Consider the following 25,199-nt stretch of genomic DNA (forward strand, 5'->3'; position numbering starts at 1 on the left):
GTCAGCCGCGGGACGCGGTGACGCGCTTCTTCTCGCGGATGTAGACCTCGCGGCGCACCTTCGCCACGACGTCTCCGTCGCGATCGGTGATGACCGTCTCGAACCACTCGAGCACCTTCGCGCCGCCGTGGGCGCGCTGCCGCAGCTCCTCCGCCTTCTCCCGCGTCACCTCGAACTCCGCGGTCAGCACCCCGCGCCCCGGCTTGAGGAACTCGATCTCGCCACGGGTGTCCCACACGACGTAGTCCCGCCCGAGCTGATGCATGACGAGCATGAAGAAGTACGGGTCGGTCATCGCCGACATCGATCCGCCGAACGCCGTCTTGACGTAGTTGCGGGTGAGGAGGTTCACGTGCAGCTCCACGGTCGCGTGGGTCCAGTCGTCGCTGAACCGGCGGACGCGGATGCCGCTGCACAGGTTGGGGATCCAGAGGCTCATGCCGAGGGCGAGGCGGCGGGGCGTGATGCGCATGAGGTCAGTGTGGAGGATGCGCCCGGCGGCGACGAAGACGACTGGAGGGTTGGCACAGTTGTTCTAGTTCACCTAGAATAACTAGAGAAGGGGGGTGCCATGCTCATCCGCGTCGATGTCGACAGTCCGCACGCGCTCTACGACCAGGTGGCCGCCTCGGTGCGTGCCGACATCCTCTCCGGTGCTCTCGCGCCCGGCGATCGTCTGCCGGCCGCCCGCGACGTGGCCGCCGCGCTCGATATCAATCAGCACACCGTCCTGCACGCCTACCAGCGCCTCCGCGACGAGGGCCTGGTCGACCTCCGGCGGGGGAGGGGCGCCGTGATCGCCGCCTCCGCCGCGCCGCTCGCCGAGCTCGCGCACGAGATCGATGGGCTGATCCGGCGGGCCGCGGCCTTGGGTGTCTCCGCCGAGACCCTCGCCGGCATCGTCCGCACGCACCGCGCGGAAGCCGAACCTCCCACCCCCGCCGCGACCCCCCAGGAGGCCTCCCATGACGACGCCTGACCCCACCCGCACCCCTCCAGCCACCCTGCGCCGCGCACGACGGGCCTTCGTCCTCGTGGCGCTCGTCCTCCCGGTGCTCATCGTCGCGATCTCCGCTCTCGTGCTCACGGCCTGGCTGCCGTCGTTCCCCACCGACGTCGCGATCCACTGGGGCGTCGACGGGGCGGACGGGTTCGGTCCGGCCGCCACGTACCTCTGGGTGCTCCTCGGCGTCGGTCTCGGCATCCCGGTGCTCCTGGCCGTCACGACGCTGGTCGCCGTCGGGGCGCACTGGGGCGCGACCGCCCGTCTCCTCGGAGCGACCGCGGCCGGCATGTCGGCGTTCGCGGGCGTGATCTGCCTGGGTTCCCTCGCGATCCAGCGCGACCTCCCGCCCTCCGGTGACGTCCCGGGCATCGCGGGGGTGATGGCACTGGCCTTCGCGGCTCTCCTCGGCGTGGGCGCGCTGGCGTGGTTCGTGCAGCCGCGCGTGCAGGCGGTGCCCGGTGCCGCTCTCGAGCCGCGCCACGACGTGCGGGTCGGCGACGGCGAGCGGGTCGTCTGGGTGGGCACTACGACGATGCCCACCGGCGCCCTCGTCTTCCTCCTGCTCGTGCTGCTCGGGCTCGTGGCGCTCGCCGTGGCGATGCTCATCACGGGCACCCCGCTGGCCTGGGTCTCGGGTCTGGTCGCCCTCGTCGTCGGGTTCGCGCTGGCGGCGACCGCGTCGTTCCGGGTGCGCGTCACGCCGGCCGGCATCGACGCGCGTGCCGTGATCGGGTGGCCTCGGAAGACCATCCCGGTGGCGGAGATCGCGTCGGCCAGGGCCGTGCGCATCTCGCCCTTCGGCGAGTTCGGCGGCTGGGGGTGGCGTCTCGCTCCGGACGGCCGCAGCGGGATCGTGATGCGCCAGGGGCCGGCGATCGAGGTGCATCGCCGCGACCACGGACCGTTCGTCATCACGATCGACGGGGCGGAGGAGGCGGCCGCACTCCTGCAGGCCTACGTGGACCGATCCGCGGGGCCTGCGCCCTCCGGAGGAACGGAGAGGACGGCACGATGAGCGCTCTGACGCCGACCCGCGTGCCCTGGCGCGCGGTTCTCATCTTCACCCTCACGGCCTGCGGGCTCGCGGCTCTCGTCTGCCTGCCCCTCTGGCTCGGTGACGGCCTCGCCGAACCCTTCGCGGGAGCGCTCCTCCCCGTGATGATGTTCACGCCCGCGGCCGCGGTGCTCGTCGTCATGCTCACCACGGGCGTACCGGAGAAGGGCGGCCGGGCGCGCTTCCTCGGGCTGTGGCCGCTGCGGCCCGCGAAGCGCGTCGTCGGGCTGCTGGTCGCGGCCTGGCTCGTGCCGCCGGTGCTCGTCGCCCTCGGCGTCCTCCTCGCGGCCGCTTTCGGGTGGGTGCGTCTCGACCTCACCTTCTCGGCCTTCGCGGATCAGCTCGCCCAGGCGCTTCCCCCGGGGACGCCGGTGCCGCCGGTCGGCGTGGTCGTGTTCGCACAGCTCGCCGCGATCCCGGTCGGGGCGCTGGTGAACAGCGTGCTCGCCTTCGGCGAGGAGCTCGGCTGGCGCGGCTGGCTGCTCCCGGCGCTGCGCCCGCTCGGCACCTGGCCGGCGCTCCTGCTCAGCGGGGCGATCTGGGGACTGTGGCACAGCCCCGTCATCCTCCTCGGCTACAACTTCGGCCGGACGGATGTCACCGGCGTGCTGTTCATGATCGGCGGCTGCGTGGCGTGGGGCGTGCTGTTCGGCTGGCTGCGGCTGCGCTCCGGCTCGCTGTGGCCGGCAGTCATCGCGCACGGGGCCCTGAACGCCGCCGCGGGCCTGGTCGTGATCGTCGCCGCGGTGCAGCCCGACCTCGCCCTCGCCGGACCGCTCGGTGTCGCGGGCTGGATCGTCGCCGCCGTCGTGGCCCTCGTCCTCGTGCTCACGGGGCAGTTCCGCCGACAGCCGGAGCTCGCCGCGCCGCGCACCCCGCCCACCCCGCCGACGCTTGACGGCCGGCCGGCGCCGGGGGTTGGCTGAGCACATGGAATCCACTCCCGCCGCCTGGGCCCGCGCCGACACCTTCCTCGCCGACATGCTCGTGGGCACGGATCCGGCTTTGGAGCACGCGCTCGAAGCGCAGCGGGCGGCGGGGCTGCCTGAGATCGAGGTCGCCCCGGTCGCGGGGAAGCTGCTGAACCTCCTCGTACGGATGAGCGGCGCGCGCCGCGTGCTGGAGATCGGGACCCTCGGCGGCTACTCGACGATCTGGATGGCCCGCGCCGTCGGTCCCGACGGGCAGGTGATGACAATCGAGGCGGAGGCCGACAACGCCGCCGTCGCCCGCGCGAGCATCGATGCCGCCGGGATGGGGGACCGGGTCGACATCCGCGTCGGACGAGGAGCCGATGTGCTTCCGACCCTCGTCGGCGGCTTCGACCTCGTCTTCATCGACGCCGACAAGGAGTCGAACACCGTGTACCTGGACTGGGCCGCGAAGCTCGGTCACCCGGGCACCGTGGTCGTGCTCGACAACATCGGCCGCGACGGCGAGATCGTCCGCGACGACTCGACCGACCCCAAGGTGAACGGCACGCGCGAGGGGCTGCGGATGCTGGGGGAGGACCCGCGCTTCGACGCCACGGCGTTGCAGACGGTCGGGATCAAGGGATGGGATGGCATCGCGCTCGCCCTCGTCGTCTGACTCCGGCGCCCCGCCCCGCCGGGGATAGACTGGGCGCGGATCGACGACGCTCCACACACCCTTCCATCCTGAGCAAGGAGCACATCAGTGGCACTGATCGAGGCTGTAGGCGCACGCGAGATTCTCGACTCGCGCGGAAACCCGACCGTCGAGGTGGAGGTGCTCCTCGACGACGGCATCGTGCAGCGCGCCGCCGTCCCCTCCGGTGCATCGACCGGCGCCTTCGAGGCGTACGAGCTGCGGGACGGCGACAAGAGCCGCTACGGCGGCAAGGGCGTGCTCAAGGCCGTCGAGGCGGTCATCGACGAGCTCGGCCCGGCCATCGAGGGCGTGGAGGCGAGCGAGCAGCGCATCGTCGACGAGATCCTCATCGAGGTCGACGGCACGGACAACAAGAAGCGCGTCGGCGCCAACGCCATCCTCGGCGTGAGCCTCGCGGTCGCGAAGGCCGCCGCGGACTCCGCCGACCTGCCGCTGTTCCGCTACCTCGGCGGTCCGAACGCGCATGTGCTGCCCGTGCCGCTGTTCAACGTCATCAACGGCGGAGAGCACGCCGACAACGGCATCGACATGCAGGAGTTCTTCCTCGCGCCGATCGGCGCGGAGACCTACTCGGAGTCGCTGCGCTGGGGCGTGGAGACCTACCACGTGCTGCGCGCCGAGCTGAAGGCCGCGGGCTACGCGACCGGCCTCGGCGACGAGGGCGGCTTCGCCCCTGACCTGCCCAGCAACCGCGAAGGCCTCGACTTCCTGGTGAAGGCGATCGAGAAGGCCGGCTTCACGCCCGGCACCGACATCGCCCTCGGCCTCGACGTCGCCGCCACCGAGTTCTTCAACGACGGCGTCTACCGCCTCGACAACAAGGACTGGGACGCCGAGGCGCTCACCGAGTACTACGTCGGGCTCGTCAACGACTTCCCGATCGTCACGATCGAGGACGCGCTCGCCGAGGACGACTGGGACAACTGGAAGCACCTCACCGAGGCCCTTGGGTCGAAGGTCCAGCTCGTCGGTGACGACCTGTTCGTCACCAACCCGCAGCGTCTCGCCGACGGCATCACGCGCGGCGTCGCCAACTCGCTCCTGGTGAAGGTCAACCAGATCGGCACGCTCACCGAGACGTTCGACGCGGTCAGCCTTGCGCAGCGCTCGGGCTACACGGCGATGCTCTCGCACCGTTCGGGTGAGACCGAGGACACGACGATCGCCGACCTCGTGGTCGCCACGAATGCCGGCCAGATCAAGGCGGGTGCCCCGGCGCGCAGCGAGCGCGTCGCGAAGTACAACCAGCTGCTGCGCATCGAGGAGGAGCTGGGCGACGCCGCGGTCTTCGCCGGCCGTTCCGCCTTCCCGCGCTACCAGGGCTGAGCGCCCGCGACAGCAACGACGCCGCATCCGCGGCATGACCGCGCCGCCCGGATGGCGACAGAGACGAAGGAGGAGCCGTGACACGACGACCGGCTCCTCCTTCGCCGTCTCCCGGAGCTGCCGCGCCGCGCCGGGCCGCCTCGACATCGCGGCAGCCCCGGGGTGGCGCGACGGCCGCCCCTCGCGTGGACGTGCGCGAGTGGGCATCGGGCATCCGTCTCTCCGCCTTCTCGGTGATCATGCTCTCCCTCGTCGTGCTGGGAGCCTGGGTGCTCGTGCCCACGCTCGGCACCTTCATCGACCAGCGGCAGAAGATCGCCGCGCTGGAGCAGTCGGTGCAGGTGAGCGAGGACGAGATCGCGGCGCTGACCGCGGAGCGTGAGCGGTGGGAAGACCCTGCGTACATCACCACGCAGGCCCGTGAGCGCCTCTACTACGTGAAGCCCGGCGAGGTCGTGTACCTCATCGACAACGACCTCGATCCGTCCACGCTCCCGCGCGAGCAGGAGCCGGTGAGCGACACCCTCGAGGAGAAGCCCGCCGACTGGATGCCGCAGCTGCTGCGCACCCTCGTCTCCGCGGGCTTGAGCGACACGGCCGCCGCCCCCGGCTGAACGCTCGTTCCGAGCATCCTCCCGGACGGCTCCCCTACGCTGGTGGGGTGACCAACCCGCCGTTCCCCGCGCCCACTTCCGCCGAGCTCGCCGTCGTGTCGACCCAGCTCGGACGACCCGCACGCGGCGTCGTCGGCATCGCGGCGCGCTGCCGCTGTGGCAACCCCACGGTGGTGGCCACCACTCCGCGGCTGCCGGACGGGACGCCGTTCCCCACGTTCTACTACCTCACGCATCCGGCGGCGACCGCGGCGATGTCGACGCTCGAAGCGAACCAGGTCATGCCCGAGCTCGCGGCGCTGCTCGCGGAGGACGAGGCCGTGGCCGCCGCGTATCGGTCCGCCCACGAGGCGTACCTCACGGACCGTGCGCAGTTCGGCGAGGTGCCCGAGATCGACGGCATCTCCGCCGGGGGCATGCCGACGCGAGTGAAGTGCCTGCACGCCCTCGCCGGGCACGCCCTGGCGGCGGGTGCCGGCGTGAACCCGATCGGTGACGCAGCTCTCGCTCGCAGCTCCTGGTCGCCCGAGGTCTGCCGCTGCGAGGAGCCCGGAGCCGCCCTCCGCGACGATCCGGCACGCTCGGCATGACGCGGCGACGGATGCTACGCGGCGCCGTCGCCCTCGTGGCGGTGGCGGCATCCGTCCTGCTCCTCGGGTCGACTGCGACCCCGACCCCGACGCCGCCGCCGGTCGCCGACGACCCCGCGGACCCGGTCCGTGCGGCGGAGTACTGGCTGGACGGTGCAGGGATCAGGGACGCATGGCAGACGACGCGCGGAGAAGGCGTCACCATCGCCGTCATCGACACCGGTATCGGCAAAGTCCCGGAGGTCTTCGGGGACGCGGTGGTCGGCGGGACCGACGTCTCCGGTGCCGGCACCCCGGACGGCCGCACGCCGCTGGGCGCGGTGGACGGCAACCACGGATCCTGGGTGGCTTCCCTCGCGGCGGGGCGCGGCAAGGCTGACGGCACGGGCATGATCGGCGTCGCGCCGGAGGCCGACCTGCTGTCGGTCTCGGTGGGCTTCGGCGCCGCGGCAGCCGTGCCGTTCACCGAGCAGGTGGCCAAGGGCATCCGATGGGCGGTCGATCACGGTGCCGACATCATCAACCTGTCGTTCACGACGAACACCCTCGACTGGGATGAGAGCTGGGATGACGCGTTCCTGTACGCCTTCGAGCACGATGTCGTCGTGGTCGTCGCCGCTGGCAACCGGGGGAGCGGCACGAACATCATCGGAGCGCCCGCCACGATCCCCGGCGTGCTCACGGTCGGCGGTGTCGACCAGACCGGCACGGCCAGCATCGAGGCATCGACGCAGGGCATCACCATCGGGATCTCGGCGCCGAGCGAGGGGCTGCTCGGGGTGTCGGCGGACGGCGAGGTCGTCTCGTGGAGCGGAACCAGCGGTGCGGCTCCGATCGTGGCAGGTGTCGCGGCGCTGATCCGCTCGGCGCATCCCGACATCTCGGCGAACGACGTCATCAACCGCATCATCAAGACGGCCATGCCGGTGGCCGACGCACAGAAGCCGCGAGACCCGCTCTACGGCTTCGGGCTCGTGGACGCGGACGCGGCGATCTCGGCGAACATCCCCTCCGTGAGCGAGAACCCGATGGGAGATCTGGCGGAATGGGTGCGGCTGTTCCGTCGTGCAGACAGCGTGCCCACGCCGGAACCGTCTCTCGGCCCGGTGGAGATCCCGCCGCTGCCGGACGCGGACGCCCCGACCGAGGCCGGTTCACCGCTGCTTCCCAGCGCCGATTCCCTGCGCTACGGTACCCTGCCGCTCATCGCCCTCACCGTCCCTGGTATCCTGGTAGCGCTTGGCGTCACCGCAGCTGCCCGGCGCATCCGATCGGCGCGCGTTCCCGTACGCCACAATCCCGACTCCGAGGAGTAGTTCTTCTGTGCCTCAGAACAGCACTGTGCCCAAGATCCTGATCGTCGGCGGAGGGTACGCAGGTTTCTACACCGCGTGGAAGCTCGAGAAGCATCTGCGCAAGGGCGAGGCCGACGTGACCATGGTCGACCCGCTGCCGTACATGACGTACCAGCCGTTCCTCCCCGAGGTCGCCGCGGGCTCCATCGAGGCCCGTCACTCGGTGGTCGCGCACCGCCGTCACCTCAAGCGCACCCACGTGCTCACCGCCAAGGTGACCAACATCAACCACGCGCAGAAGGTCGCCACCATCACGCCGCCCGTCGGCGAGCCGTACGAGTTCGCGTACGACCAGATCGTCGTCACCGCGGGCGCCGTCTCGCGCACGTTCCCGATCCCCGGCATCGCCGACAACGCCATCGGGCTCAAGACGATCGAAGAGGCCGTCGCCATCCGTGACAAGGTCATGTCGAACTTCGACAAGGCTGCCTCCCTCCCCGCCGGTCCCGAGCGCGACCGCCTGCTGACCGTCGTCGTCGTCGGCGGCGGCTTCGCCGGCATCGAGGTCTTCGCGGAGCTCCGCTCCCTCGCGTCCTCGCTGGTGAGCAAGTACCCGCAGCTGTCCTTCGAGGACACCCACTTCCACCTCATCGAGGCCATGGGGCGGATCATGCCCGAGGTCTCGTTGAAGACGAGCGAGTGGGTGCTGAAGGACCTCGCCAAGCGCGGGGCCAACGTCCACCTCGACACCCAGGTCACGGGTGCCGTCGACGGCAACGTCGAGCTCTCCACCGGCGAGGTCATCCCGACGGACGTCATCGTGTGGACCGCCGGTGTCATGGCCAACCCGACCGTCGTGCGCGGCGGTGATCTGCCGGTGGAGGAGCGCGGTCGCATCCAGACCCGCGCGGACCTTCGCGTCGGCACGCCCGAGGCCTTCGTCGAGGGTGCCTGGGCCGCGGGTGACGTCTCGGCCGTTCCCGACCTCTCGGGCGGCGGCGTCGGCGGCTTCTGCGTCCCGAACGCACAGCACGCCGTGCGCCAGGCGAAGCTCCTGGCCAAGAACGTCGTCGCCGTGCTCCGCGGCGAGGACCCCAAGGAGTACTTCCACAAGAACCTCGGCGCTGTCGCAGGTCTCGGCCTGTACAACGGTGTCTTCCAGTCCGGCAAGATCGCGCTGAAGGGCTTCATCGCCTGGCTCGCGCACCGTGGCTACCACGGTCTCGCCATGCCGACGTGGGAGCGCAAGTGGCGCGTGCTCTGGGGCTGGTGGAACAACCTGTGGCTGGGCCGCGACCTCGTGAACCTGCAGACGGTGCAGAACCCGCGGTACGTCTTCGAGGAGTTCGCCGCTCGCCCGCGTCCCGCGGCACCTGCGGACGCGGCCCCCGCGTCGGCCGCTCCGGCCGCGAAGGCGCCGGCCGCCGAGAAGCCGGCTGCTGCGCCTGCGGCGGAGACGCCGGCGGAGATCAAGAAGCCGGCGGCCAAGAAGCCGGCGGCCAAGAAGCCGGCCGCCAAGAAGGCTCCGGCCGCGCCGGCGGATGATTCGGTGGAGACCGCCGCGGTGAAGTGACCGCACGGTTCTGAGAGGAGGGCCCCGAGCGCACGAGCGCCGGGGCCTTCTCCGTTCCCGGCCGTAGCGCGAGTTGGCGACGTAACATCTCACATTGTACGCTCGCAGAGTGCTCGGGAGGGGCGTCTACCACGCAACCCCGGACGACGCTGGGAGGAGGTCCGGTGAGCGCGCAGGGGGGAGAGCCGCCGACGGTCAGTGTGTCGATCCGGGCGGCTTCGGGCCAGGAGAGGCGCGCAGAGCAGCTCGCGGAACAACTCGACGGTGCTTTCGTCCGCATCTGCCGAACGGGGGCGGATGCCGGAGCCTTCGCCGAGGCGTGGCAGCCGTGGACCCGACGGGCGACCCACCACATGGTCCTGGACGCCGCAGTACGCCCGCACCCGCGTCTCGTCGCGCAGGTGCACGAAGCCGTGGGAGGACGGCCCAGGGCCGCCCTGCGGTTCTTCACCCCCGGAGACGGCTATGCCTCGCACGCCCTCCGGCTGGCGGCTTTCGCCGGCTATCCGTGGCTCCTGCCGCCCGGACCCGATCCGACGTCGATCGCCGTGGTGCTGCCGATTCCCGAGGCGGCGGAGTTCGCCCGTTCCGTCCCGGCGGGCGACGACACTCCTGAGGGCGTGCTGCTCCAGCGGTTCGCGGAGGAGCGAGGACTCGCCCTGCTCGCGAGCACAGCCGATCTCGTGCAACGCGACGGGCCGGGGGCGCACGCTCCGGCCACCGCCTTCCTGCCCGCCGAGGTCGCCCCCGCGGAGTGGTGGCGACGGGACACGCTCCAGGCGCCACCGCTGATCCCTGTGGTGCATCTGCGAGACGGGCAGCCGTTGTCGTACGAGGCTGTGCCGGGTACGTCGGACGGCCGGCGACTTCGTCCGCGCCGTGACGTGCCGACTCCGCACGCCCGCCGATTCGCGCAGATGATGCACGAACGGCTTCTGGGTACGGAGGTCGCTCGCAGCCACCTCCGGGCGGCGGCTGTACTCCTCGGCGTGGCGGGAGTGCTGCGCGACCAGCTCCTCCTCGCAGCGACGTGGGGGCGGCCGTCCGAGGGGTTCGGCGCGGCCGTAGCCCGGGAATCGGCGGCGACCCTCGCGCTCGGGACGCTGGCGGAGGCCGTTCCGGCAGCGCGTCGTCCGGACGGTGCGGCGGAGCTCCGGGAGACGTTCGAGGCGCTGTACGAGGAGATGACCGCCATCCTCCGCGGATCGCCCCGGCCGGAGCATGGAGCCGATCCATAGGCCGCCTCACTAGCGTGTGGAGGGCAAGGGGAGTACTCCCGTCTGCAGCGACGTCGTCATGACGGGCATGTCATCGTGCCCCGGCCCGCTGGCCCGCGAGGGTGGAGGAGACCTTGGCGCCCGCATCGCGGGCTGCCCGGAACCTTGCGTCGACCGACGTCGCGGAGAACGGCGGCCCGTCCCACGAACGGACCCCCATGTCGAAACTCTCCCGCCTGATCCGCCTCGCCACCGACGCCCTCGATGCGAAGGGTGCGAGCCCCGCCGCGAGGGGCGGGGAGGGCTCCCGTTCCTCGACGGATTGGAGCGGGATGATCCGTGGCGCCGTGGATGCCGTCCGTGGCCCCGGTGCCGAGGGGCCGCGCCCGAACACCCCGTCTCCCGCCTCGTCGTCGGCCGGCGGCCCTGCCGCGGGGCGACCGTCGACCTCGTACGCGCCGCCGCCTGCCCCCGGTTCCGGTGGTCGGCCGGACACCTCCGCGGCGGACCGTGCGGCCATCGCCCGGTACGACTACCTCCTGCAGACGGCGGACCCGCACCGCGTCGAGCAGATCCATCGCGAGGCCTTCGCCCGTCTCACGCCGTCGCAGCGGGAGCAGGTCGAGGCCCGCATGCGAGCCGAGCTCCCCGCCGAAGAGCGACCGCGCTCCTCCTCCGCGGACGACCTCGCCCGCGCGGCGGGCCGCGCCGAGGCGATGCAGCCGGGCCGTCTGCGCGGCCTCCTCTCCCGGGTCCGGGGCGCCGGCGCGGGTGGGGCCGCGGTCGCCGCCGGCGGTGCGGCGGTCGGCCTGCTGGGTGTGGTGGCCGGCGGGGCCGTCCTGAGCACCGTGGCGGCACCCCTCCTGGAACAGGCTGCAGGCCTCGGGGTGGACTTCGACGCATGGGCGCAGGGCATCGACATCGACGCCCTCGCCTCCGGCGTCGACGTCGATGCGCTGGCCGGTGGCGCCGACGAGATGCTCGGCTCGGCCGGCGAGGCCGTCTCGGGACTCGGCGAGACGGCGACCGGCTGGGGAGAGCGGCTCGGCGATCTCGGCATCCCGGGGATCGGCGACATCCTCGGCCGCTGACGGGTGCCCCCGCTGGGACTCGAACCCAGACTGAAGCGATTTTAAGTCGCCTGCCTCTGCCATTGGGCTACGGGGGCCGCGCCGCCAGCCTATCGTCGGCGGGGTCGTGACCCGGGCGGGGCTCAGGCCGTAGGGTGGGGGAGTGCTCGACCTCACCGACGAACTGAGCCCCGTCCCGGGTGGCCCTGTGGTCGCCCCCGAATGGGAGGACCCGGGCCGCTACTGGCCGCGCTTGTCGGCCGCGACCGGGCATCTTCCGGCCCCGGTCGCCGTCATCGATCGGGAGGCGCTGCGCTACAACGCCATGGATCTGCTCGTCCGTGCCGGCGGTCTGCCGATCCGGGTGGCGTCGAAATCGGTGCGGGTGCGTGCCGTCCTCGATGCCGTGCTGCGCCTCCCCGGATTCCGCGGCATCCTCGCCTTCACGCTCGAGGAAGCCCTCTGGCTCGCCGAGACGCACGACGACATCGTGCTGGGCTATCCGACCGTGGACCGGGCCGCCCTCGAACGGCTCTGCGCCGACGAAGAGGCCGCTCGGCGCATCACCCTCATGATCGACGACCCCGTGCACCTCGACGTCGTCGACAGCGTGGTGGCCCCCTCGGCCCGCCCGGAGCTCCGGGTGGCGATCGACGTCGACGCGTCCTGGCGATCGCCGCTGCTCGGGCACATCGGCGTCCGTCGGTCGGCTCTCTTCTCCGCAGGCGAGGTCGCGGCGTTCGCGCGGAAGGTCGTGGCACGCCCCGGCTTCCGCCTCGTGGGATTGCAGATGTATGACGCCCAGATCGCCGGACAGGGTGACGCCGGCCCCGATGGGCCGCTGATCCGCCGCGTTCAGGCCCGCTCGCGCGACGAGCTGCGGGAGCGGCGGGCGCAGATCGTCGCCGCGGTCGGTGCGGTGACGTCCCTCGAGTTCCTCAACGGCGGGGGTACCGGCTCCCTCGAGTTCAGCGGCAGCGACGAGTCCCTCACCGAGGCCAGCGCGGGCAGCGGCCTGCTCGGAGGGCACCTGTTCGACGGCTACCGATCCTTCCACCCGGCGCCGGCTGCGGCTTTCGCCTTCGACGTCGTGCGCCGTCCTGCGGCCGACATCGCCACGGTGCTGGGCGGCGGCTGGATCGCCTCCGGGCCCGCGGTCGCCTCGCGACAGCCGCGCCCGGTATGGCCGGCGAACCTCCGCACGCTTCCGCGGGAGGCGGCAGGGGAGGTGCAGACGCCGCTGCAAGGACCGAGCGCCGCGACGCTCGGCGTCGGCGATCGCGTCTGGTTCCGTCATGCGAAGAGCGGCGAACCGGCCGAGCGCATCGCCGCCTACCATCTCGTGTCCGGCGACGAGGTCATCGACGAGCTGCCGACGTACCGCGGCGAGGGGAAGGCGTTCCTGTGACGAGAATCGGCGGCACCTGGCAGAACTGGGGCCGGTCAGCGTCGGTGCGCCCGGTCCGAGTCGAGCGGCCGCGCAGTCCTGAGGGCGTGCAACGTGCCGTGCGGGCAGCGGTGCGACAGGGACTCACGGTCAAAGCGGTCGGCGCCGGTCACAGCTTCACCGGGATCGCCGTCGCTCCCGGTGTCCTCCTGGAGCTCGACGACCTGCAGGGACTCGTATCCGCGGACGCTGCGAGCGGGCGCGTCACGCTCCTCGCCGGCACCCGGCTGCACCGCATCCCCGGGCTGCTGGCGCGCTACGGACTCGCGATGGAGAACCTCGGCGACATCGACCGGCAGTCCATCGCCGGGGCGATCTCCACGGGCACCCATGGGACCGGCGCGGGCTTCGGCGGGCTCGCCACGCAGGTGGTCGGCGTGACTCTGATCGCCGCGGACGGCGAGTTCCTCCGCATCGACGAAGCCCACAGCCCCGAGCTGCTGCCCGCGGTCGCCGTGGGGCTGGGAGCGCTCGGCATCATCGTCGAGGTGACGTTGCAGTGCGTGCCGACGTTCGTGATGCATGCGATCGACGAACCCGTGCCGATGGAGGAGGTCCTCTCCACGATCGATGAGCGCGTCGCCGCGGCCGATCACTTCGAGTTCTACTGGTTCCCGCACACCGACGTCGCGCTGACCAAGCGCCAAACGCGTCTGCCGGAGTCGACGCGACGCCGGCCCCTTCCTCCCGTGGGCCGATGGGTGGACGAGACGCTGCTCGCGAACGGTGTGTATCGCGTCGTCTGTGCGGCGGGACAGGCTGTTCCGGCGATCACGCCTCCGTTCAACCGGCTCGCGGTACGACTCACCGGGGACCGCGAGTACACCGACCTGTCGAACCGCGTGCTCACCCAGAGCAGGACGGTGCGATTCCGTGAGATGGAGTACGCGCTCCCGGCGGCGGACGTCGTGCCCGCGTTCCGCGCTCTCCAGGACCTCATCGACCAGCGCGGCTGGCGGATCGAGTTCCCGGTGGAGGTGCGGTTCGCGGCGGCCGACGACCGCTGGCTCTCGACCGCGTACGGTCGCGAGACCGCCTACATCGCGGTCCACCGGTACTGGCGGGCGGACCCGACCGCCTACTTCGGCGCGGTGGAGGAGATCATGAGCGCGCACGGCGGTCGCCCGCATTGGGGGAAGCTGCACACGCTCACGCACGAGACGCTGCGGGAGCGGTATCCGCGCTTCGAGGACTTCGTGGCGCTGCGCGACCGCCTCGATCCGGACCGCCGATTCTCGAACCGTCACCTGGAACGCGTGCTCGGGCGCTGATCGAGTGGGGCCGGAGACTCTCGTCCCCAGTCCACGTGCAGGCACCGCGTCTAGGATGAGAGAAATACGGGAAAGGGTGGGGCACTGATGGAATGGCTCGTGCCGGTACTGATCGTCGTCGGGGTGATCCTGCTCGTCGGCGTGTATCTCTGGGCGACGTACAACTCGCTGGTGCAGCTGAACGTCCGTGTGGACGAAGCCTGGAGCGGCATCACCGTCCAGCTCAAGCGCCGGGCCGACCTCATCCCGAATCTCATCGAGACGGTCAAGGGCTACGCCTCGCACGAGAAGGCGGTGTTCGAGAACGTCACCCGCGCCCGCGCCGAGACCCTCTCCGCCGGCAGTCCCGGCGAGGCGGGGATCGCCGAGGGGCACCTGCAGCAGGCCCTGCGCAGCCTCTTCGCGGTGGCCGAGGCCTACCCGCAGCTGCAGGCCAGCCAGAACTTCCTCCAGCTTCAGCAGGCCGTCGTCGACACCGAGGACAAGATCCAGGCCGCGCGGCGCTTCTACAACGGCGGCGTCCGCGAGCTCAACACCAAGATCAAGGTGTTCCCCAACAACCTCTTCGCCAAGGGGCTCGGCTTCACCGAGCGCGAGTTCTTCGAGGTCGCCGACAGCGGCGCCATCTCCGAGCCTCCGCGCGTGCAGTTCTGATCCTCGCCCTCACCACACGGTGAGGGCGAGTTCGTCTGCGGTGATGTCCACGCCACCGCGCACGCTCCACGCGGTGCTGCGGTAGGTGACCGGGCGCGCGTCGCCGTCCTGGCCGGTGCCGGTCACGGTCGCCTCGAGGATGCCGTCGTCCGCGGCGAACGCGGTCGGAGTGAGCACCACCGCAGGGAACCGTTCGACACGGAACGCGATGTCGGAGATCTCTCGGAACTCCGTCCCCCACGGGATCCGGATGCCGCAGTCGTCGGGGACCGCGGTGCCGTCGGCGGTGCAGGTCTTCAGGTAGGCCTCGAGCTGGGTCTGCGCGGCCTCCGTCGCCTCCGGCCGGAGCTCGGCGGTCACGCCCGCGGTGGCGTCATCCCCGGGGAGCACGACGGCATCGGTCGTGCCGGTCAGCAGGGTCTGAGGCGCGGCCGTCACGGGGTACACGCCGGGGAGCAGCGCGGAGTCTTCGTCCACCGGGAGGACTGCACCGCCGACCTGCACAGCCGTCCCGATCGTGGTCGTGGTGCGGAGGGCTCCGAGGCCGGAGCCATCGACGGCCCAGCCGCCGCTGCCCGGCATCAGCCGGAGGTCCGCCTCGTGCTCGTCCCCGTCGAGCCGGAAGCGCACCGTCGCGGACGCGCCACCGTCTCCCTCGCGGACGTCGGTGACCTCGGCATCCTGGATGGTCGACGACGCGCCGGCGAACGCGGTGAGGGCGGCGTCGGACACCGCGGTCCCGGTCGCCGCGACCGCCTCGGGATCGCCCGACTCCAGTGCGTGGAGATAGGCCAGCGCTGCTTCCTCCGCCGTGGGCGAGCGGAGCGCGGACAGCCCGCACCACACCGCCCCCGCGACAGCGACGGCTACGATGACACCGCCCACGAGCCACCAGCGACGACGGCTCACGCGACGCCCTCCCGGACGTGGACATGACGACGCACCGTGTCCGGGGCGGTGGAGGCGAGTGCGGTGTGGACGGCCGCGGTCGCATCGCCCCATCCGGAGACCGACACCTGTTCGAGACCCTGCCACTGCGCGGCGCGCAGGAGCTCCGCCGCGATAGCCTCGGCGTCACCGGGACGCGCCTGCGGCTCCCACCATGCCGACTGCACCTGCAGCGTGGACGTGCCGCGGTCGGCCTTGAGGTCGACCCGTGCCACGATCCGGTCGCCGACGAGGACGGGCAGCGAGTAGTAGCCGTACCGGCGCTTCGCCGCCGGCACGTAGATCTCGATACGGTAATCGAGCTCGAACGCCCGCAGCGCACGTTCCCGGAACCACACCACGGGATCGAACGGGGTCAACAGGGCGGCGGTCTCGACCCGGCGCGGAAGAACCGCGTCGCGATGCCGCCAGGCGGGCAGGGGCCGGCCGCCGCGTTCCCAGCCGCGGACGGTCACGGGTTGCACTTCGCCGGCGTCGACGAGCTCGGCGATCGCCCCGGTCACGGCGGCACGGTCGCGGAGGCGGTAATAGTCGGCCAGGTCGGCCGCCGTCCCGACGCCGCTGGACCGCGCGGCGCGTCGGACGAGCTCGCGGACGGCGTCCTCGCGCGGGATCTGGCGGGACCGGATGCGCTCGGGGATGACCTGCTCGGCGAGGGCGTAGGTGCGCTCGAACCCCCGGCGTCCGCTCACAGCGACGTCGCCCGTGCGCCACAGGTGCTCGAGGGCGAGCTTGACCTCGTCCCAGTCCCACCAGGTGCCGCGCTCGCGCGGGGCGTCGGCACGGAGATCGACCGGACGGAGCGGTCCCCGCGCACGGAGCTCGTCCTGCACCCACTGCACCGTCCGGGCATTCGCGCGGAGCCAGGAGTCCTCCGCGGACCAGCGCCGCCGGAAGTCGTCCATGCGGAACCGCCACAGGGGCCAGTCCTCGACGGGGATGAAGGTCGCCTCGTGAGCGAGGTACTCCACATAGTGGGTCGTGCGCGACAGGAAGAGGCGGTCGAGGAGTGCGGGATCGTAGGCGCCGAGCCGGGAGAACAGCGGGACGTAGTGCGACCGGGCGAACACGTTGACCGAGTCGATCTGCAGCACGCCGAGCCGGTCCATCACCCGGTGCAGATGGCGACCGGAGACGGTGGCCGGGCGCGCGCGGGTGAAGCCCTGCGCGGCGAGGGCGATCCGTCGTGCCTGGGCAGGACTGAGGGTGTCGGTCACGCCGCCAGCGTATCCCCGCTCTCCGACATCGTCCTGGCGTGCAGGATGCGTCGAACGGCATACGGCATGACCGTAGACTGAGGCGATGAGCGAGGACCAGCGACCCCGGCTGCGCGATCTGTTCCGTCCGCGCCCCGTGGTGACCGATCGGACCGTGACCACCGAAGCCGACGAGGCGGTGCCGCTGCCCCTGCGCATCACGGCCAGCTACGCCTGGCGCCTGCTGCTCATCGCCGCGGCGGCCGGCGTCTTCATCTGGCTGGTGATGCTGCTCAAGCTCCTCGTCATCCCGCTGATGGTGGGCATCCTGATCACCGCCCTGCTGTGGCCGGCGTTCTCCTGGATGCTGCGTCACGGATTCCCGCGCTGGCTCGCGATCGCTGTCTCCCTCATCGGCACGATCGCCATCGTCACGGGGCTGATGTGGCTCGTGGTCTGGCAGGTGCGCGCCCAGCTCCCGGACGTGCAGCAGCGCACGACCGAGGCCTTCGACCAGTTCCAGGTGTGGCTGCACGACGGTCCGCTGAACCTGTCGGACACGCAGATCGCGAACTACCTACAGCAGGGCCTCGACTTCATCAGCGAGCAGGCGCAGGTCCTCTGGACGGGGGCCCTCGCGATCGGGACGACCGTCGGGCACGTCGCCACCGGCGCGCTGCTGTCGCTGTTCATCCTCATCTGCCTCCTCGCCGACGGCGCCGGCATCTGGCGCTGGACGCTGCGGATCTTCCCCCGGAAGGCCCGTCCCGCCGTCGACGGCGCCGCGCGCAACGGCTGGACGACGATCGTCAACTACGCCAGGACGCAGTTGTTCGTGGCGACGATCGACGCGATCGGCATCGGCCTCGGCGCGTTCCTGCTCCAGGTGCCGCTCGCGCTGCCCGTCGCGGTCCTCGTGTTCCTCGGCTCGTTCATCCCCATCGTCGGTGCGGTCGTGACCGGTGCCGTGGCCGTCTTCCTCGCGCTCGTCTACAACGGGCCGTGGATCGCCCTCTGGATGCTCGTCGTCGTCCTCGCCGTCCAGCAGATCGAGGGCCACATCCTGCAGCCGATCATGATGGGCTCCGCCGTCAAGGTGCACCCCCTCGCCGTCGTCCTCGTGGTCGCGGGCGGCGCGATGATCGCGGGCATCCCGGGTGCCCTGTTCGCCGTCCCGCTGGCCGCGTTCGTGAACGTGGCGGCGGTGACCATCAGCTCGGGATCCTGGCGCACCGGCGTCGGGCCGAGCGGAGACCTGATCTGGAGCACAGTTCCGCGCGAGCGGAGACGGAGGAATCGATGAGCGCAGTCCCCAGCCTGACCGAGTTCCAGGACGCGGCTCGAAGTCTGGCTGAGGTGATCTCGCACACCCCGACGCTGCCCTCCCGGGCGCTGTCCGACGCGCTCGGTGCCCCGGTGCTGCTGAAGATGGAGAACCTGCAGCGCACGGGCTCCTTCAAGATCCGCGGCGCGGCGTACCGGCTCTCCCGGCTCAGCGCGGAGGAGCGCTCCCGTGGCGTCGTGGCGGCCTCGGCCGGGAACCACGCGCAGGGCGTCGCTCTGGCCGCCCAGGCGCTCGGCATCCCCGCGACGATCTTCATGCCGCTCGGGGTCCCCGTGCCGAAGCTCCTCGCCACCCGCGGCTACGGGGCCGAGGTGGTGCTCGAGGGGGAGACGGTCGCCACGTCGCTGCGCCTGGCCGCCGAGTTCGCGGAGCGCACCGGCGCCGTGCTCATCCACCCGTTCGACCACCGCGACATCGTGATCGGGCAGGGCACCCTCGGTCTGGAGCTGCTGGAGGATGCGCCCGAGATCGACACCGTCGTCCTCGGCATCGGCGGCGGAGGACTGATCGCCGGGGTCGCCGCCGCGGTCAAGGCCAAGGCCGCCGAGCTCGGACGGACGATCCGCGTGATCGGCGTCCAGGCGGAGAACGCGGCCGCGGTGCCGCCGTCGCTCGCGGCCGGGGAGCCGGTCGACATCGTCACGCGCCCCACCATCGCCGACGGCATCCTCGTCGCGCGCCCGGGAGCTGTGCCGTTCGAGATCATCAAGGACCTCGTCGACGAGGTGGTGACCGTCTCGGACGACGACCTCGCGCGCGCCATGCTCGTCCTCCTGGAGCAGGCCAAGGTCGTCGTGGAGCCCGCCGGTGCGGCGGGCGTCGCCGCGATCCTCTCCGGACGTGTGTCGGCGACCGGCACGACGATGGCCGTGCTGTCGGGCGGCAACATCGACCCTCTCCTGCTGCAGCGCGTGGTGTCGCACGGCCTCGCCGCCTCCGGCCGGTACCTGACGATCCGCATCCCGCTTCCCGACCGTCCCGGCCAGCTCGCCCGCGTGTCCGAGCTCATCGCGGAGGCGGGAGCGAACGTCATCGAGGCGATGCACACGCGTCACGGCCACGGACTGCAGATCAGCGAGGTCATCCTCGAGCTCAGCGTCGAGACCCGCGGCGCGGACCACTCGGCCCACACGCTCGACACTCTCCGTCGCGCCGGCTTCGCACCCATCGTCGTCCAGGACTGACCCCCGGACGCGAGACACCCCCTCGACCGTGGCGGTCGAGGGGGTGTCTCGTGGTGGCGGGCGTCAGCCCGTGTAGGTCTCCACCTTCACGATCTCGACGCTGATCGAGCGGCCGTTGGGTGCCTCGTACGACGAGGACTCGCCGACCTTGAGGCCCAGGATCGCCTGGCCCAGCGGGCTGGCCTCGCTGTAGACGTCGAGGTCGCTGCCGGCGGCGGCGATCTCACGGCTGCCGAGGAGGAAGACCTCCTCGCCGCCCGCGACGATCGCGGTCACGACGGTGCCCGGCTCGACGATGCCCCGGCTGGCAGGGGCCTCGCCGACCTTGGCGGTCTTCAGCAGCGCCTCCAGGGTGCGGATGCGCGCCTCCTGCTTCCCCTGCTCGTCCTTCGCCGCGTGGTAGCCGCCGTTCTCCTTGAGGTCGCCCTCCTCGCGGGCCGCCTCGATGCGCTTGGCGATCTCGTCGCGACCGACGGTGGAGAGGTGTTCCAGCTCGGCGACGAGCCGGTCGTAGGCTTCCTGCGTGAGGAAGGGGACCTGAGCATCGGTGGACATGACGAAGCTCCTTCTATCGGGATCCCGCCGAGATACCGCGGGGGATATGCCAAGACGCCCCGGCACGGTGCCGGGGCGTCGTCTGTCTGGCATCAGTCTAGGCGACCCAGCAGGTGTTCACCAAACCTGTCGTGGCCTCCGCGACGGTCGGGATGCGCTCCGCCCGGGTGAGCGCATGCGCATCTCCCGCCGGGATCTCCACGATCTTCCAGCCTACGACGCCGAACTCCTCGTCGAGGGCCTCGAGCACGCACACGACGTCCTTGCCCTGGACGCCGGTCACCTGGAAGCGCACGTCGACGGCGTGTTCGTCCACGAGCTCGAAGCCCAGGTCATCGGCGTCGACCGCGCTCAGCGACTGGCCCACGATGGACCACGCGAGGGCGGCGAGGAGGAGGAGCGCGACGGCCCCGGCGAGGAACCATGGCCACCGACGGCGGCGGGTGCGGCCATAGCGTTCGTCGAGCTGGAGGGCGGTCGTCACAGGTGGGGTCTTCCGGTCGTTAGGCTGGTGATACCAGGTTATGCGACCTGCGTACGAAAGGCCGATTCATGCGCTTCCTCTCCGAGACCCCGATGCCGACACCGTCGATGACGGTGGCTCCGGAGTCGGTCACGCCGGGCTTCGCCGGCTTCGCGGTGATCGTCATCGTGCTCGTCGCCGTGATCCTGCTGATCTGGGACATGAACCGCCGGATCCGCCGCGTGCGGTACCGGGAAGAGGTCCGCGAGGAGCTCGATGCGGAGGAGGCCGCCCGCGCCGCCGAGAACGCCGCGGACGACGGCCGCACCGCACCGGGCGCACCGGAAGCGCCCGACGAGGAGCCGCGCGAGCGCTGACCCCCGCTCAGGGCGCGCCGAGCGACGGCGACAGCGGGTGCAGGGCGATCAGCAGGCACGCGGTCCAGTGGCACAGGAAGGCGAGGACCGTGCACACGTGGAAGATCTCGTGGAAGCCGAAGTGGCCCGGCCAGGGGTTCGGCTTCTTCAGTGCGTAGACGATGGCGCCGCCCGTGTAGAGCAGACCGCCGACGATCACGAGCACCATCATGGCGACGTTGGCGTTGAGCAGGTCGACGATGTACATCACCGCGGCCCAGCCGAGCAGCAGATACAGCGCGACGTAGAGCCAGCGCGGCGCGTGGATCCAGAACACCCGGAAGAGGATGCCGACCAGGGCACCGCTCCAGACCAGGGTCAGCAACAGCACGCCCTTCTCCGGCGGCAGCGCCAGGGTCGCGAGCGGGGTGTACGTGCCGGCGATGAGCAGCAGGATGTTGGCGTGGTCGATCCGCTTGAGGATGCCCTTCACCCGGGGCCGCCAGTTGAAGCGGTGGTACACGGCGGAGTTGCCGAACAGCAGCAGCGAGGTGGCCATGAAGACCGCCGCCGCCCACTTCGCCGCCGCCCCCTGGGACACGGCGATGAGGACGATGCCCGCGGCGATCGCGGCGGGGAACGTGCCGGCGTGGATCCACCCGCGCCAGGTCGGTTTGATCTCGGCCGCCGCGTCGACGGCCGCCGCTTCGAGCAGCGGCAGCTTCGGGAGGTCGGCGCCGGTCTGGTCGGAAGTGCTCACGTGCTCACTCTAAGCGGGAGCGCATGCCCGTCCCCGTACATGTCCCCAGGTTCTGCACCGGCGCGGAAGGGCGGGGCAGGGTAGCGTAGGTGGGTGATGTCACGCGAGAGCCCGGGGCGGGGACCGCTGTACCGGCTGTACACCAGCCGGCTGCGTCGCCACCTCGATCCGGCCTCCGTTCCGCACCACGTCGCCATGATGATCGACGGCAACCGCCGGTGGGCGCGGCAGCTCGGGTTCGACACCCCGGCCGAAGGGCACCGTGCAGGCGCCGCCAAGATGCAGGAGTTCCTCGGCTGGTGCGACGAACTCGGAGTGCGTGTGGTCTCGCTCTACCTCCTCTCCAGCGACAACCTCCGCAAACGGGACTCGGCCGAGCTCGCCGACCTCATCGAGATCATCGCGGAGCTCGCCGAGGCGCTGTCGCAGAAGGGGAACTGGCGGGTCAAACACGTCGGCCGCTCCGACATCCTCCCGGCGGAGCTGGCGCGTGTGCTCGCCGATGCGGAGGAGCGCACGAAGGACCACACGGGTCTGCACGTGAACCTCGCGGTCGGGTACGGCGGACGGAACGAGATCGTGGACGCGGTGCGCAGCATCATCACCGCACACGAGGCGTCCGGCGGCACGCTGGAGGACCTCGCGGCGCAGCTCACTCCGGAGATGATCGGGGAGCACCTCTACACGGGCGGCCAGCCGGATCCCGACCTCGTGATCCGCACGAGCGGCGAGCAGCGGCTCAGCGACTTCCTGCTGTGGCAGAGCGCGCACAGCGAGTTCTACTTCGTCGAGGCGCTGGGGCCGGACCTCCGTCAGGTCGACTTCCTCCGTGCGATCCGCGACTACGCCGACCGCGACCGCCGCTTCGGACGCTGATCCGAGGGGCGCGGGCGCGTGTCACAATGACGCAGTGAGCACTTTCGACGACTACCTCGGCACCTTCGACGCGGAGCCAGGCTATCTGAACTGGGCGGCTTTCGGTCCCGTGTCGCCCTCCGTCCGGGCCGAGGTCTTCGCGGACGCGGACCTCCTCGGGAATGGCCGGCCGTCGTCGCTGGCGCTCGTGGGGGAGCGGATCGGGCAGGCGCAGGAGGTCGTCGCCGAGCTCCTCGGAGCCGATGCCGCGGACGTCACGTTGCAACCGTCGTCGACCCACGGCCTCATGCAGGCGCTCTACGGGGTCACCGGCACGGTCGTCGCGAGCACGGCGGAGTTCCCGAGCGTGAGCCTCACCCTGGAGCGCGCCGCGGCCGCGTCACAGCACGCGGTCACGCCTCGCTGGATCACGCCCGACGACGGACGGGTCACCCCCGACGCCGTCGCTGCCGTCCTCGACGACGATGTCGTGGCGCTCGCCGTCAGCCACGTCGACTTCCGCACCGGCTATCGGGCCGACCTCGCCGCGCTGCGGGACGTCCTCGGCCCCGACCGCCTCCTCATCGTCGATGCCGTGCAGTCCGTCGGCGTGGTCGACGCGGACTACAGCGTCGCCGACGTCGTCGTCGGACATGGCTACAAATGGCTGCGCGCGGGCCGGGGCACCGGGTTCGCATGGTTCTCGCCGTACGCACGGGAGCGCATCGCGCCGGTGCTCTCCGGCATCACCGGGACGGCGGCGAGCGGGCTGGTCGTCGACGAGCTGCCCGCCCCGGCACCGGACGCGAGGGCCTACACGATCAGCATGCCGGACACGCTCGCCGCCGGCCGGCTCGCGATCGGCGCTCGGGACGTCAGGGACGCCGGGGTCGCGGCGATCGAGGAGCGGGTGGCCGCGCATGTGGACGCGGTGATCGCCACGGCCGACCACCACGGGATCGCCGTCGTCTCCCCACGCGAGCGCACCGAACGCGCCGGGATCGTCGCACTCGCACCGGAGGAACCGGCGCGGCTCGCCGCGGCTCTCGCCAATGCCGGACTCGTCGTCACCGCTCGGGGCGGATCCATCCGCATCGCGCCGCACGCCGGAACCGACGCCGAGACCCTCGGCCTGCTCGACGAGGCGCTCGGGGCGTTCGGCAGGGAATCGTTCATCGTCCCGTAACGAATCGCTGGCGTGTCGAGTCCGTGGAAAACCCTCGGGCGGCCGTACCTTCAAGGCATCGGGCAAGGCGCCCGGTCGGGTCGGCCTCAGGTTCGCGACTCGTGACCCCCTGGTCGACTCGTTCGAATAGCCGGGAATCCCCGGGTCGGGAGTGGGTCGTGACCACACGTACAGCGCAGCAGTCCACCAGCACCGCGCAGCAGTCCACCCGTCAGACGCCGAGTCAGGCCGCGGCCGCAGAACCGGATCAGGATCTGCGCACCTACGTCCTCGACACCTCGGTCCTGCTGAGCGATCCGCAGGCGCTCTTCCGGTTCGCGGAGCATTCGGTGGTGCTCCCGGTCGTCGTCATCACCGAACTCGAGGGCAAACGGCACGACCCTGAGATCGGGTACTTCGCCCGCCAGGCGCTGCGGCACCTCGACGATCTGCGCGTCGAGCACGGCCGACTCGACTTCCCGGTGGAGGTCGGCGAGGGGGGCACTCTCCGCGTCGAGCTCGGCAACGCCGACCTCTCGGTGCTCCCGGCCGGTATCCGGCTCAGCGACAACGACAGCCGCATCCTCTCCGTCGCGATGCACCTCGCGCAGGACGGCCAGGCCGTGACCATCGTGTCGAAGGACCTGCCGATGCGGGTGAAGGCGGCGTCCCTCGGGCTGCGTGCCGAGGAGTACCTTGCGGAGCAGGCCGTGGACTCGGGCTGGACCGGCATCGCCACTGTCGATCTCTCCGGTGACGACATCAGCGACCTCTACGAGAGCGAGGTCGGGCTCAGCGAGGATGTGCACGGGCTTCCCGTCAACACCGGCCTGATCATCCACTCCGAGCGCGGGTCCGCACTGGGTCGGGTCACCGGTGACGGCGAGTTCCGGCTCGTCCGCGGTGACCGGGATATCTTCGGCATGCACGGACGCTCCGCCGAGCAGCGCATCGCGATCGACCTGCTCCTCGACCCGGAGGTGGGCATCGTGTCCCTGGGCGGGCGCGCGGGTACCGGCAAGTCGGCGCTCGCGCTGTGCGCGGGGCTGGAGGCCGTGCTGGAGCGCCAGCAGCAGAAGAAGATCATCGTCTTCCGTCCGCTGTTCGCCGTGGGCGGCCAGGAGCTCGGCTACCTCCCGGGCGACCAGGGCGAGAAGATGAACCCCTGGGGTCAGGCGGTGTACGACACGCTCGGCTCCGTGGTCTCGGGGAATGTCATCGACGAGGTGGTCGAGCGCGGGCTCCTGGAGGTGATGCCCCTAACCCACATCCGCGGACGGTCCCTGCACGACGCCTTCGTGATCGTGGACGAGGCGCAGTCCCTGGAGCGGAACGTGCTGCTCACGGTGCTCAGCCGGATGGGCCAGAACTCCCGCGTGATCCTCACCCACGACGTCGGGCAGCGCGACAACCTCCGCGTCGGCAGGCACGACGGCATCGCGAGCGTCATCGAGACCCTCAAGGGACACGGCCTCTTCGGTCACGTCACCCTGACCCGCTCGGAGCGCTCCGCCATCGCCGCCCTCGTCACCGACCTCCTGGAGGGTGGCGAACTCAGCTGACCCGTCACCGGCACGATCCGGAGCCGGAGACGACGGATGCCGCGAGGGCCGAAGCCCCCGC

At 71.3% G+C, this 25,199-nt stretch carries 26 protein-coding genes and 1 tRNA gene; 20 read left to right on the forward strand and 7 right to left on the reverse strand.

The window, feature by feature from the left end:
* Position 1: 1 nt before the first annotated feature.
* On the reverse strand, positions 2 to 472 hold the full coding sequence (locus KZC57_RS14715) for a PaaI family thioesterase (protein ID WP_105949465.1): 471 nt from the start codon (positions 470 to 472) through the stop codon (positions 2 to 4).
* A 99-nt stretch (positions 473 to 571) separates the two neighbouring features.
* Here KZC57_RS14715 and KZC57_RS14720 point away from each other — a divergent pair, with 99 nt between their 5' ends.
* From KZC57_RS14720 to KZC57_RS14770, 11 genes are all read left to right on the forward strand, one after another.
* The gene (locus KZC57_RS14720; protein WP_060921977.1) at positions 572 to 979 is read left to right on the forward strand and encodes a GntR family transcriptional regulator; all 408 of its coding nucleotides are present in this window, start codon (positions 572 to 574) and stop codon (positions 977 to 979) included.
* Complete coding sequence (locus KZC57_RS14725) at positions 966 to 2,021, forward strand: DUF1648 domain-containing protein (RefSeq protein WP_247642079.1); 1,056 nt, start codon at positions 966 to 968, stop codon at positions 2,019 to 2,021. Before KZC57_RS14720 ends, KZC57_RS14725 begins: the two co-directional genes overlap by 14 nt.
* Positions 2,018 to 2,986 carry a CPBP family intramembrane glutamic endopeptidase gene (locus tag KZC57_RS14730; RefSeq protein WP_247642080.1) on the forward strand — a complete coding sequence of 323 codons (969 nt, stop codon included), beginning with the start codon at positions 2,018 to 2,020 and terminating at the stop codon, positions 2,984 to 2,986. Before KZC57_RS14725 ends, KZC57_RS14730 begins: the two co-directional genes overlap by 4 nt.
* 4 nt (positions 2,987 to 2,990) lie before the next feature.
* The gene (locus KZC57_RS14735; RefSeq protein ID WP_144880811.1) at positions 2,991 to 3,650 is read left to right on the forward strand and encodes an O-methyltransferase; all 660 of its coding nucleotides are present in this window, start codon (positions 2,991 to 2,993) and stop codon (positions 3,648 to 3,650) included.
* Positions 3,651 to 3,737: 87 nt separating this feature from the next.
* Complete coding sequence (eno, locus tag KZC57_RS14740; protein WP_062633535.1) at positions 3,738 to 5,018, forward strand: phosphopyruvate hydratase; 1,281 nt, start codon at positions 3,738 to 3,740, stop codon at positions 5,016 to 5,018.
* A 77-nt stretch (positions 5,019 to 5,095) separates the two neighbouring features.
* On the forward strand, positions 5,096 to 5,632 hold the full coding sequence (locus KZC57_RS14745; RefSeq protein ID WP_231919591.1) for a septum formation initiator family protein: 537 nt from the start codon (positions 5,096 to 5,098) through the stop codon (positions 5,630 to 5,632).
* Positions 5,633 to 5,679: 47 nt separating this feature from the next.
* Positions 5,680 to 6,222, forward strand: a complete 543-nt coding sequence (locus KZC57_RS14750; RefSeq protein WP_247642081.1) for a DUF501 domain-containing protein — start codon at positions 5,680 to 5,682, stop codon at positions 6,220 to 6,222.
* Positions 6,219 to 7,538, forward strand: coding sequence for a S8 family serine peptidase (locus tag KZC57_RS14755; protein WP_060921984.1), 1,320 nt, complete (start codon positions 6,219 to 6,221; stop codon positions 7,536 to 7,538). The genes KZC57_RS14750 and KZC57_RS14755 overlap by 4 nt, the downstream gene beginning before the upstream one ends.
* Before the next feature lie 25 nt (positions 7,539 to 7,563).
* Entirely contained in the window at positions 7,564 to 9,090 is a 1,527-nt protein-coding gene (locus tag KZC57_RS14760; RefSeq protein ID WP_144880812.1) for an NAD(P)/FAD-dependent oxidoreductase, read from the forward strand.
* Positions 9,091 to 9,254: 164 nt separating this feature from the next.
* Complete coding sequence (locus KZC57_RS14765) at positions 9,255 to 10,328, forward strand: hypothetical protein (RefSeq protein ID WP_247642082.1); 1,074 nt, start codon at positions 9,255 to 9,257, stop codon at positions 10,326 to 10,328.
* Between the two features lie 197 nt (positions 10,329 to 10,525).
* The gene (locus tag KZC57_RS14770; protein WP_105949473.1) at positions 10,526 to 11,398 is read left to right on the forward strand and encodes a cation-transporting ATPase; all 873 of its coding nucleotides are present in this window, start codon (positions 10,526 to 10,528) and stop codon (positions 11,396 to 11,398) included.
* A gap of 4 nt (positions 11,399 to 11,402) precedes the next feature.
* On the opposite strand, the gene KZC57_RS14775 is transcribed toward KZC57_RS14770, so the two are convergent.
* Positions 11,403 to 11,475: transfer RNA gene (locus tag KZC57_RS14775), tRNA-Leu, on the reverse strand.
* 65 nt (positions 11,476 to 11,540) lie between these two features.
* On the opposite strand from KZC57_RS14775, the gene KZC57_RS14780 reads away from it, so the two are divergent.
* The 3 genes from KZC57_RS14780 to KZC57_RS14790 all read left to right on the forward strand — a co-directional run bounded on the left by KZC57_RS14780 (position 11,541) and on the right by KZC57_RS14790 (position 14,749).
* Positions 11,541 to 12,785, forward strand: coding sequence for an alanine racemase (locus tag KZC57_RS14780; RefSeq protein WP_247642083.1), 1,245 nt, complete (start codon positions 11,541 to 11,543; stop codon positions 12,783 to 12,785).
* The gene (locus tag KZC57_RS14785) at positions 12,782 to 14,095 is read left to right on the forward strand and encodes a D-arabinono-1,4-lactone oxidase (RefSeq protein WP_247642084.1); all 1,314 of its coding nucleotides are present in this window, start codon (positions 12,782 to 12,784) and stop codon (positions 14,093 to 14,095) included. The genes KZC57_RS14780 and KZC57_RS14785 overlap by 4 nt, the downstream gene beginning before the upstream one ends.
* Positions 14,096 to 14,182: 87 nt before the next feature.
* A complete protein-coding gene (locus KZC57_RS14790) occupies positions 14,183 to 14,749 on the forward strand; it encodes a LemA family protein (protein WP_060923320.1) in 567 nt (188 codons plus the stop codon).
* A gap of 9 nt (positions 14,750 to 14,758) precedes the next feature.
* On the opposite strand, the gene KZC57_RS14795 is transcribed toward KZC57_RS14790, so the two are convergent.
* Complete coding sequence (locus KZC57_RS14795; protein ID WP_247642085.1) at positions 14,759 to 15,658, reverse strand: hypothetical protein; 900 nt, start codon at positions 15,656 to 15,658, stop codon at positions 14,759 to 14,761.
* Positions 15,655 to 16,914, reverse strand: a complete 1,260-nt coding sequence (locus KZC57_RS14800; protein ID WP_247642086.1) for a winged helix-turn-helix domain-containing protein — start codon at positions 16,912 to 16,914, stop codon at positions 15,655 to 15,657. The genes KZC57_RS14795 and KZC57_RS14800 overlap by 4 nt, the downstream gene beginning before the upstream one ends.
* 85 nt (positions 16,915 to 16,999) lie before the next feature.
* Between KZC57_RS14800 and KZC57_RS14805 the strand changes: the two genes are divergently transcribed.
* Both KZC57_RS14805 and ilvA read left to right on the forward strand, forming a co-directional pair.
* Positions 17,000 to 18,196 (forward strand): AI-2E family transporter, encoded by a 1,197-nt coding sequence (locus KZC57_RS14805; protein ID WP_025103936.1) that lies wholly within the window; start codon positions 17,000 to 17,002, stop codon positions 18,194 to 18,196.
* Positions 18,193 to 19,422: a threonine ammonia-lyase gene (ilvA, locus tag KZC57_RS14810; protein ID WP_025103937.1), complete on the forward strand. Its 1,230-nt coding sequence runs from the start codon at positions 18,193 to 18,195 to the stop codon at positions 19,420 to 19,422. The genes KZC57_RS14805 and ilvA overlap by 4 nt, the downstream gene beginning before the upstream one ends.
* 63 nt (positions 19,423 to 19,485) lie before the next feature.
* Here ilvA and greA read toward each other — a convergent pair whose 3' ends face one another.
* Both greA and KZC57_RS14820 read right to left on the reverse strand, forming a co-directional pair.
* Complete coding sequence (gene greA, locus KZC57_RS14815; RefSeq protein ID WP_025103938.1) at positions 19,486 to 19,977, reverse strand: transcription elongation factor GreA; 492 nt, start codon at positions 19,975 to 19,977, stop codon at positions 19,486 to 19,488.
* A gap of 97 nt (positions 19,978 to 20,074) precedes the next feature.
* Positions 20,075 to 20,461 carry a DUF4307 domain-containing protein gene (locus tag KZC57_RS14820; protein WP_060922683.1) on the reverse strand — a complete coding sequence of 129 codons (387 nt, stop codon included), beginning with the start codon at positions 20,459 to 20,461 and terminating at the stop codon, positions 20,075 to 20,077.
* A gap of 68 nt (positions 20,462 to 20,529) precedes the next feature.
* Here KZC57_RS14820 and KZC57_RS14825 point away from each other — a divergent pair, with 68 nt between their 5' ends.
* Complete coding sequence (locus KZC57_RS14825; RefSeq protein WP_234024222.1) at positions 20,530 to 20,817, forward strand: hypothetical protein; 288 nt, start codon at positions 20,530 to 20,532, stop codon at positions 20,815 to 20,817.
* A 7-nt stretch (positions 20,818 to 20,824) separates the two neighbouring features.
* Here the strand turns inward: KZC57_RS14825 and KZC57_RS14830 are convergent, their stop codons facing one another.
* The gene (locus KZC57_RS14830; protein WP_247642087.1) at positions 20,825 to 21,556 is read right to left on the reverse strand and encodes a hemolysin III family protein; all 732 of its coding nucleotides are present in this window, start codon (positions 21,554 to 21,556) and stop codon (positions 20,825 to 20,827) included.
* Positions 21,557 to 21,652: 96 nt separating this feature from the next.
* Between KZC57_RS14830 and KZC57_RS14835 the strand changes: the two genes are divergently transcribed.
* From KZC57_RS14835 to KZC57_RS14845, 3 genes are all read left to right on the forward strand, one after another.
* Positions 21,653 to 22,432: an isoprenyl transferase gene (locus tag KZC57_RS14835; RefSeq protein WP_060922686.1), complete on the forward strand. Its 780-nt coding sequence runs from the start codon at positions 21,653 to 21,655 to the stop codon at positions 22,430 to 22,432.
* 34 nt (positions 22,433 to 22,466) lie between these two features.
* A complete protein-coding gene (locus KZC57_RS14840; protein ID WP_247642088.1) occupies positions 22,467 to 23,597 on the forward strand; it encodes an aminotransferase class V-fold PLP-dependent enzyme in 1,131 nt (376 codons plus the stop codon).
* Positions 23,598 to 23,755: 158 nt separating this feature from the next.
* Positions 23,756 to 25,138 (forward strand): PhoH family protein, encoded by a 1,383-nt coding sequence (locus KZC57_RS14845; protein ID WP_060922688.1) that lies wholly within the window; start codon positions 23,756 to 23,758, stop codon positions 25,136 to 25,138.
* Positions 25,139 to 25,199 lie beyond the last annotated feature (61 nt).

The organism is Microbacterium sp. KSW4-4, assembly GCF_023091185.1.
Lineage (GTDB): Bacteria > Actinomycetota > Actinomycetes > Actinomycetales > Microbacteriaceae > Microbacterium > Microbacterium paraoxydans.

Bases quoted from the DNA above. Each gene is read 5' to 3' on its own strand.
- KZC57_RS14805 (WP_025103936.1), top strand. From the start codon at position 17,000: ATGAGCGAGGACCAGCGACCCCGGCTGCGCGATCTGTTCCGTCCGCGC.
- KZC57_RS14825 (WP_234024222.1), top strand. From the start codon at position 20,530: ATGCGCTTCCTCTCCGAGACCCCGATGCCGACACCGTCGATGACGGTG.
- KZC57_RS14720 (WP_060921977.1), top strand. From the start codon at position 572: ATGCTCATCCGCGTCGATGTCGACAGTCCGCACGCGCTCTACGACCAG.
- KZC57_RS14725 (WP_247642079.1), top strand. From the start codon at position 966: ATGACGACGCCTGACCCCACCCGCACCCCTCCAGCCACCCTGCGCCGC.
- KZC57_RS14755 (WP_060921984.1), top strand. From the start codon at position 6,219: ATGACGCGGCGACGGATGCTACGCGGCGCCGTCGCCCTCGTGGCGGTG.
- KZC57_RS14770 (WP_105949473.1), top strand. From the start codon at position 10,526: ATGTCGAAACTCTCCCGCCTGATCCGCCTCGCCACCGACGCCCTCGAT.
- ilvA (WP_025103937.1), top strand. From the start codon at position 18,193: ATGAGCGCAGTCCCCAGCCTGACCGAGTTCCAGGACGCGGCTCGAAGT.
- KZC57_RS14735 (WP_144880811.1), top strand. From the start codon at position 2,991: ATGGAATCCACTCCCGCCGCCTGGGCCCGCGCCGACACCTTCCTCGCC.
- KZC57_RS14790 (WP_060923320.1), top strand. From the start codon at position 14,183: ATGGAATGGCTCGTGCCGGTACTGATCGTCGTCGGGGTGATCCTGCTC.
- KZC57_RS14730 (WP_247642080.1), top strand. From the start codon at position 2,018: ATGAGCGCTCTGACGCCGACCCGCGTGCCCTGGCGCGCGGTTCTCATC.
- KZC57_RS14835 (WP_060922686.1), top strand. From the start codon at position 21,653: ATGTCACGCGAGAGCCCGGGGCGGGGACCGCTGTACCGGCTGTACACC.
- KZC57_RS14715 (WP_105949465.1), bottom strand. From the start codon at position 472: ATGCGCATCACGCCCCGCCGCCTCGCCCTCGGCATGAGCCTCTGGATC.
- greA (WP_025103938.1), bottom strand. From the start codon at position 19,977: ATGTCCACCGATGCTCAGGTCCCCTTCCTCACGCAGGAAGCCTACGAC.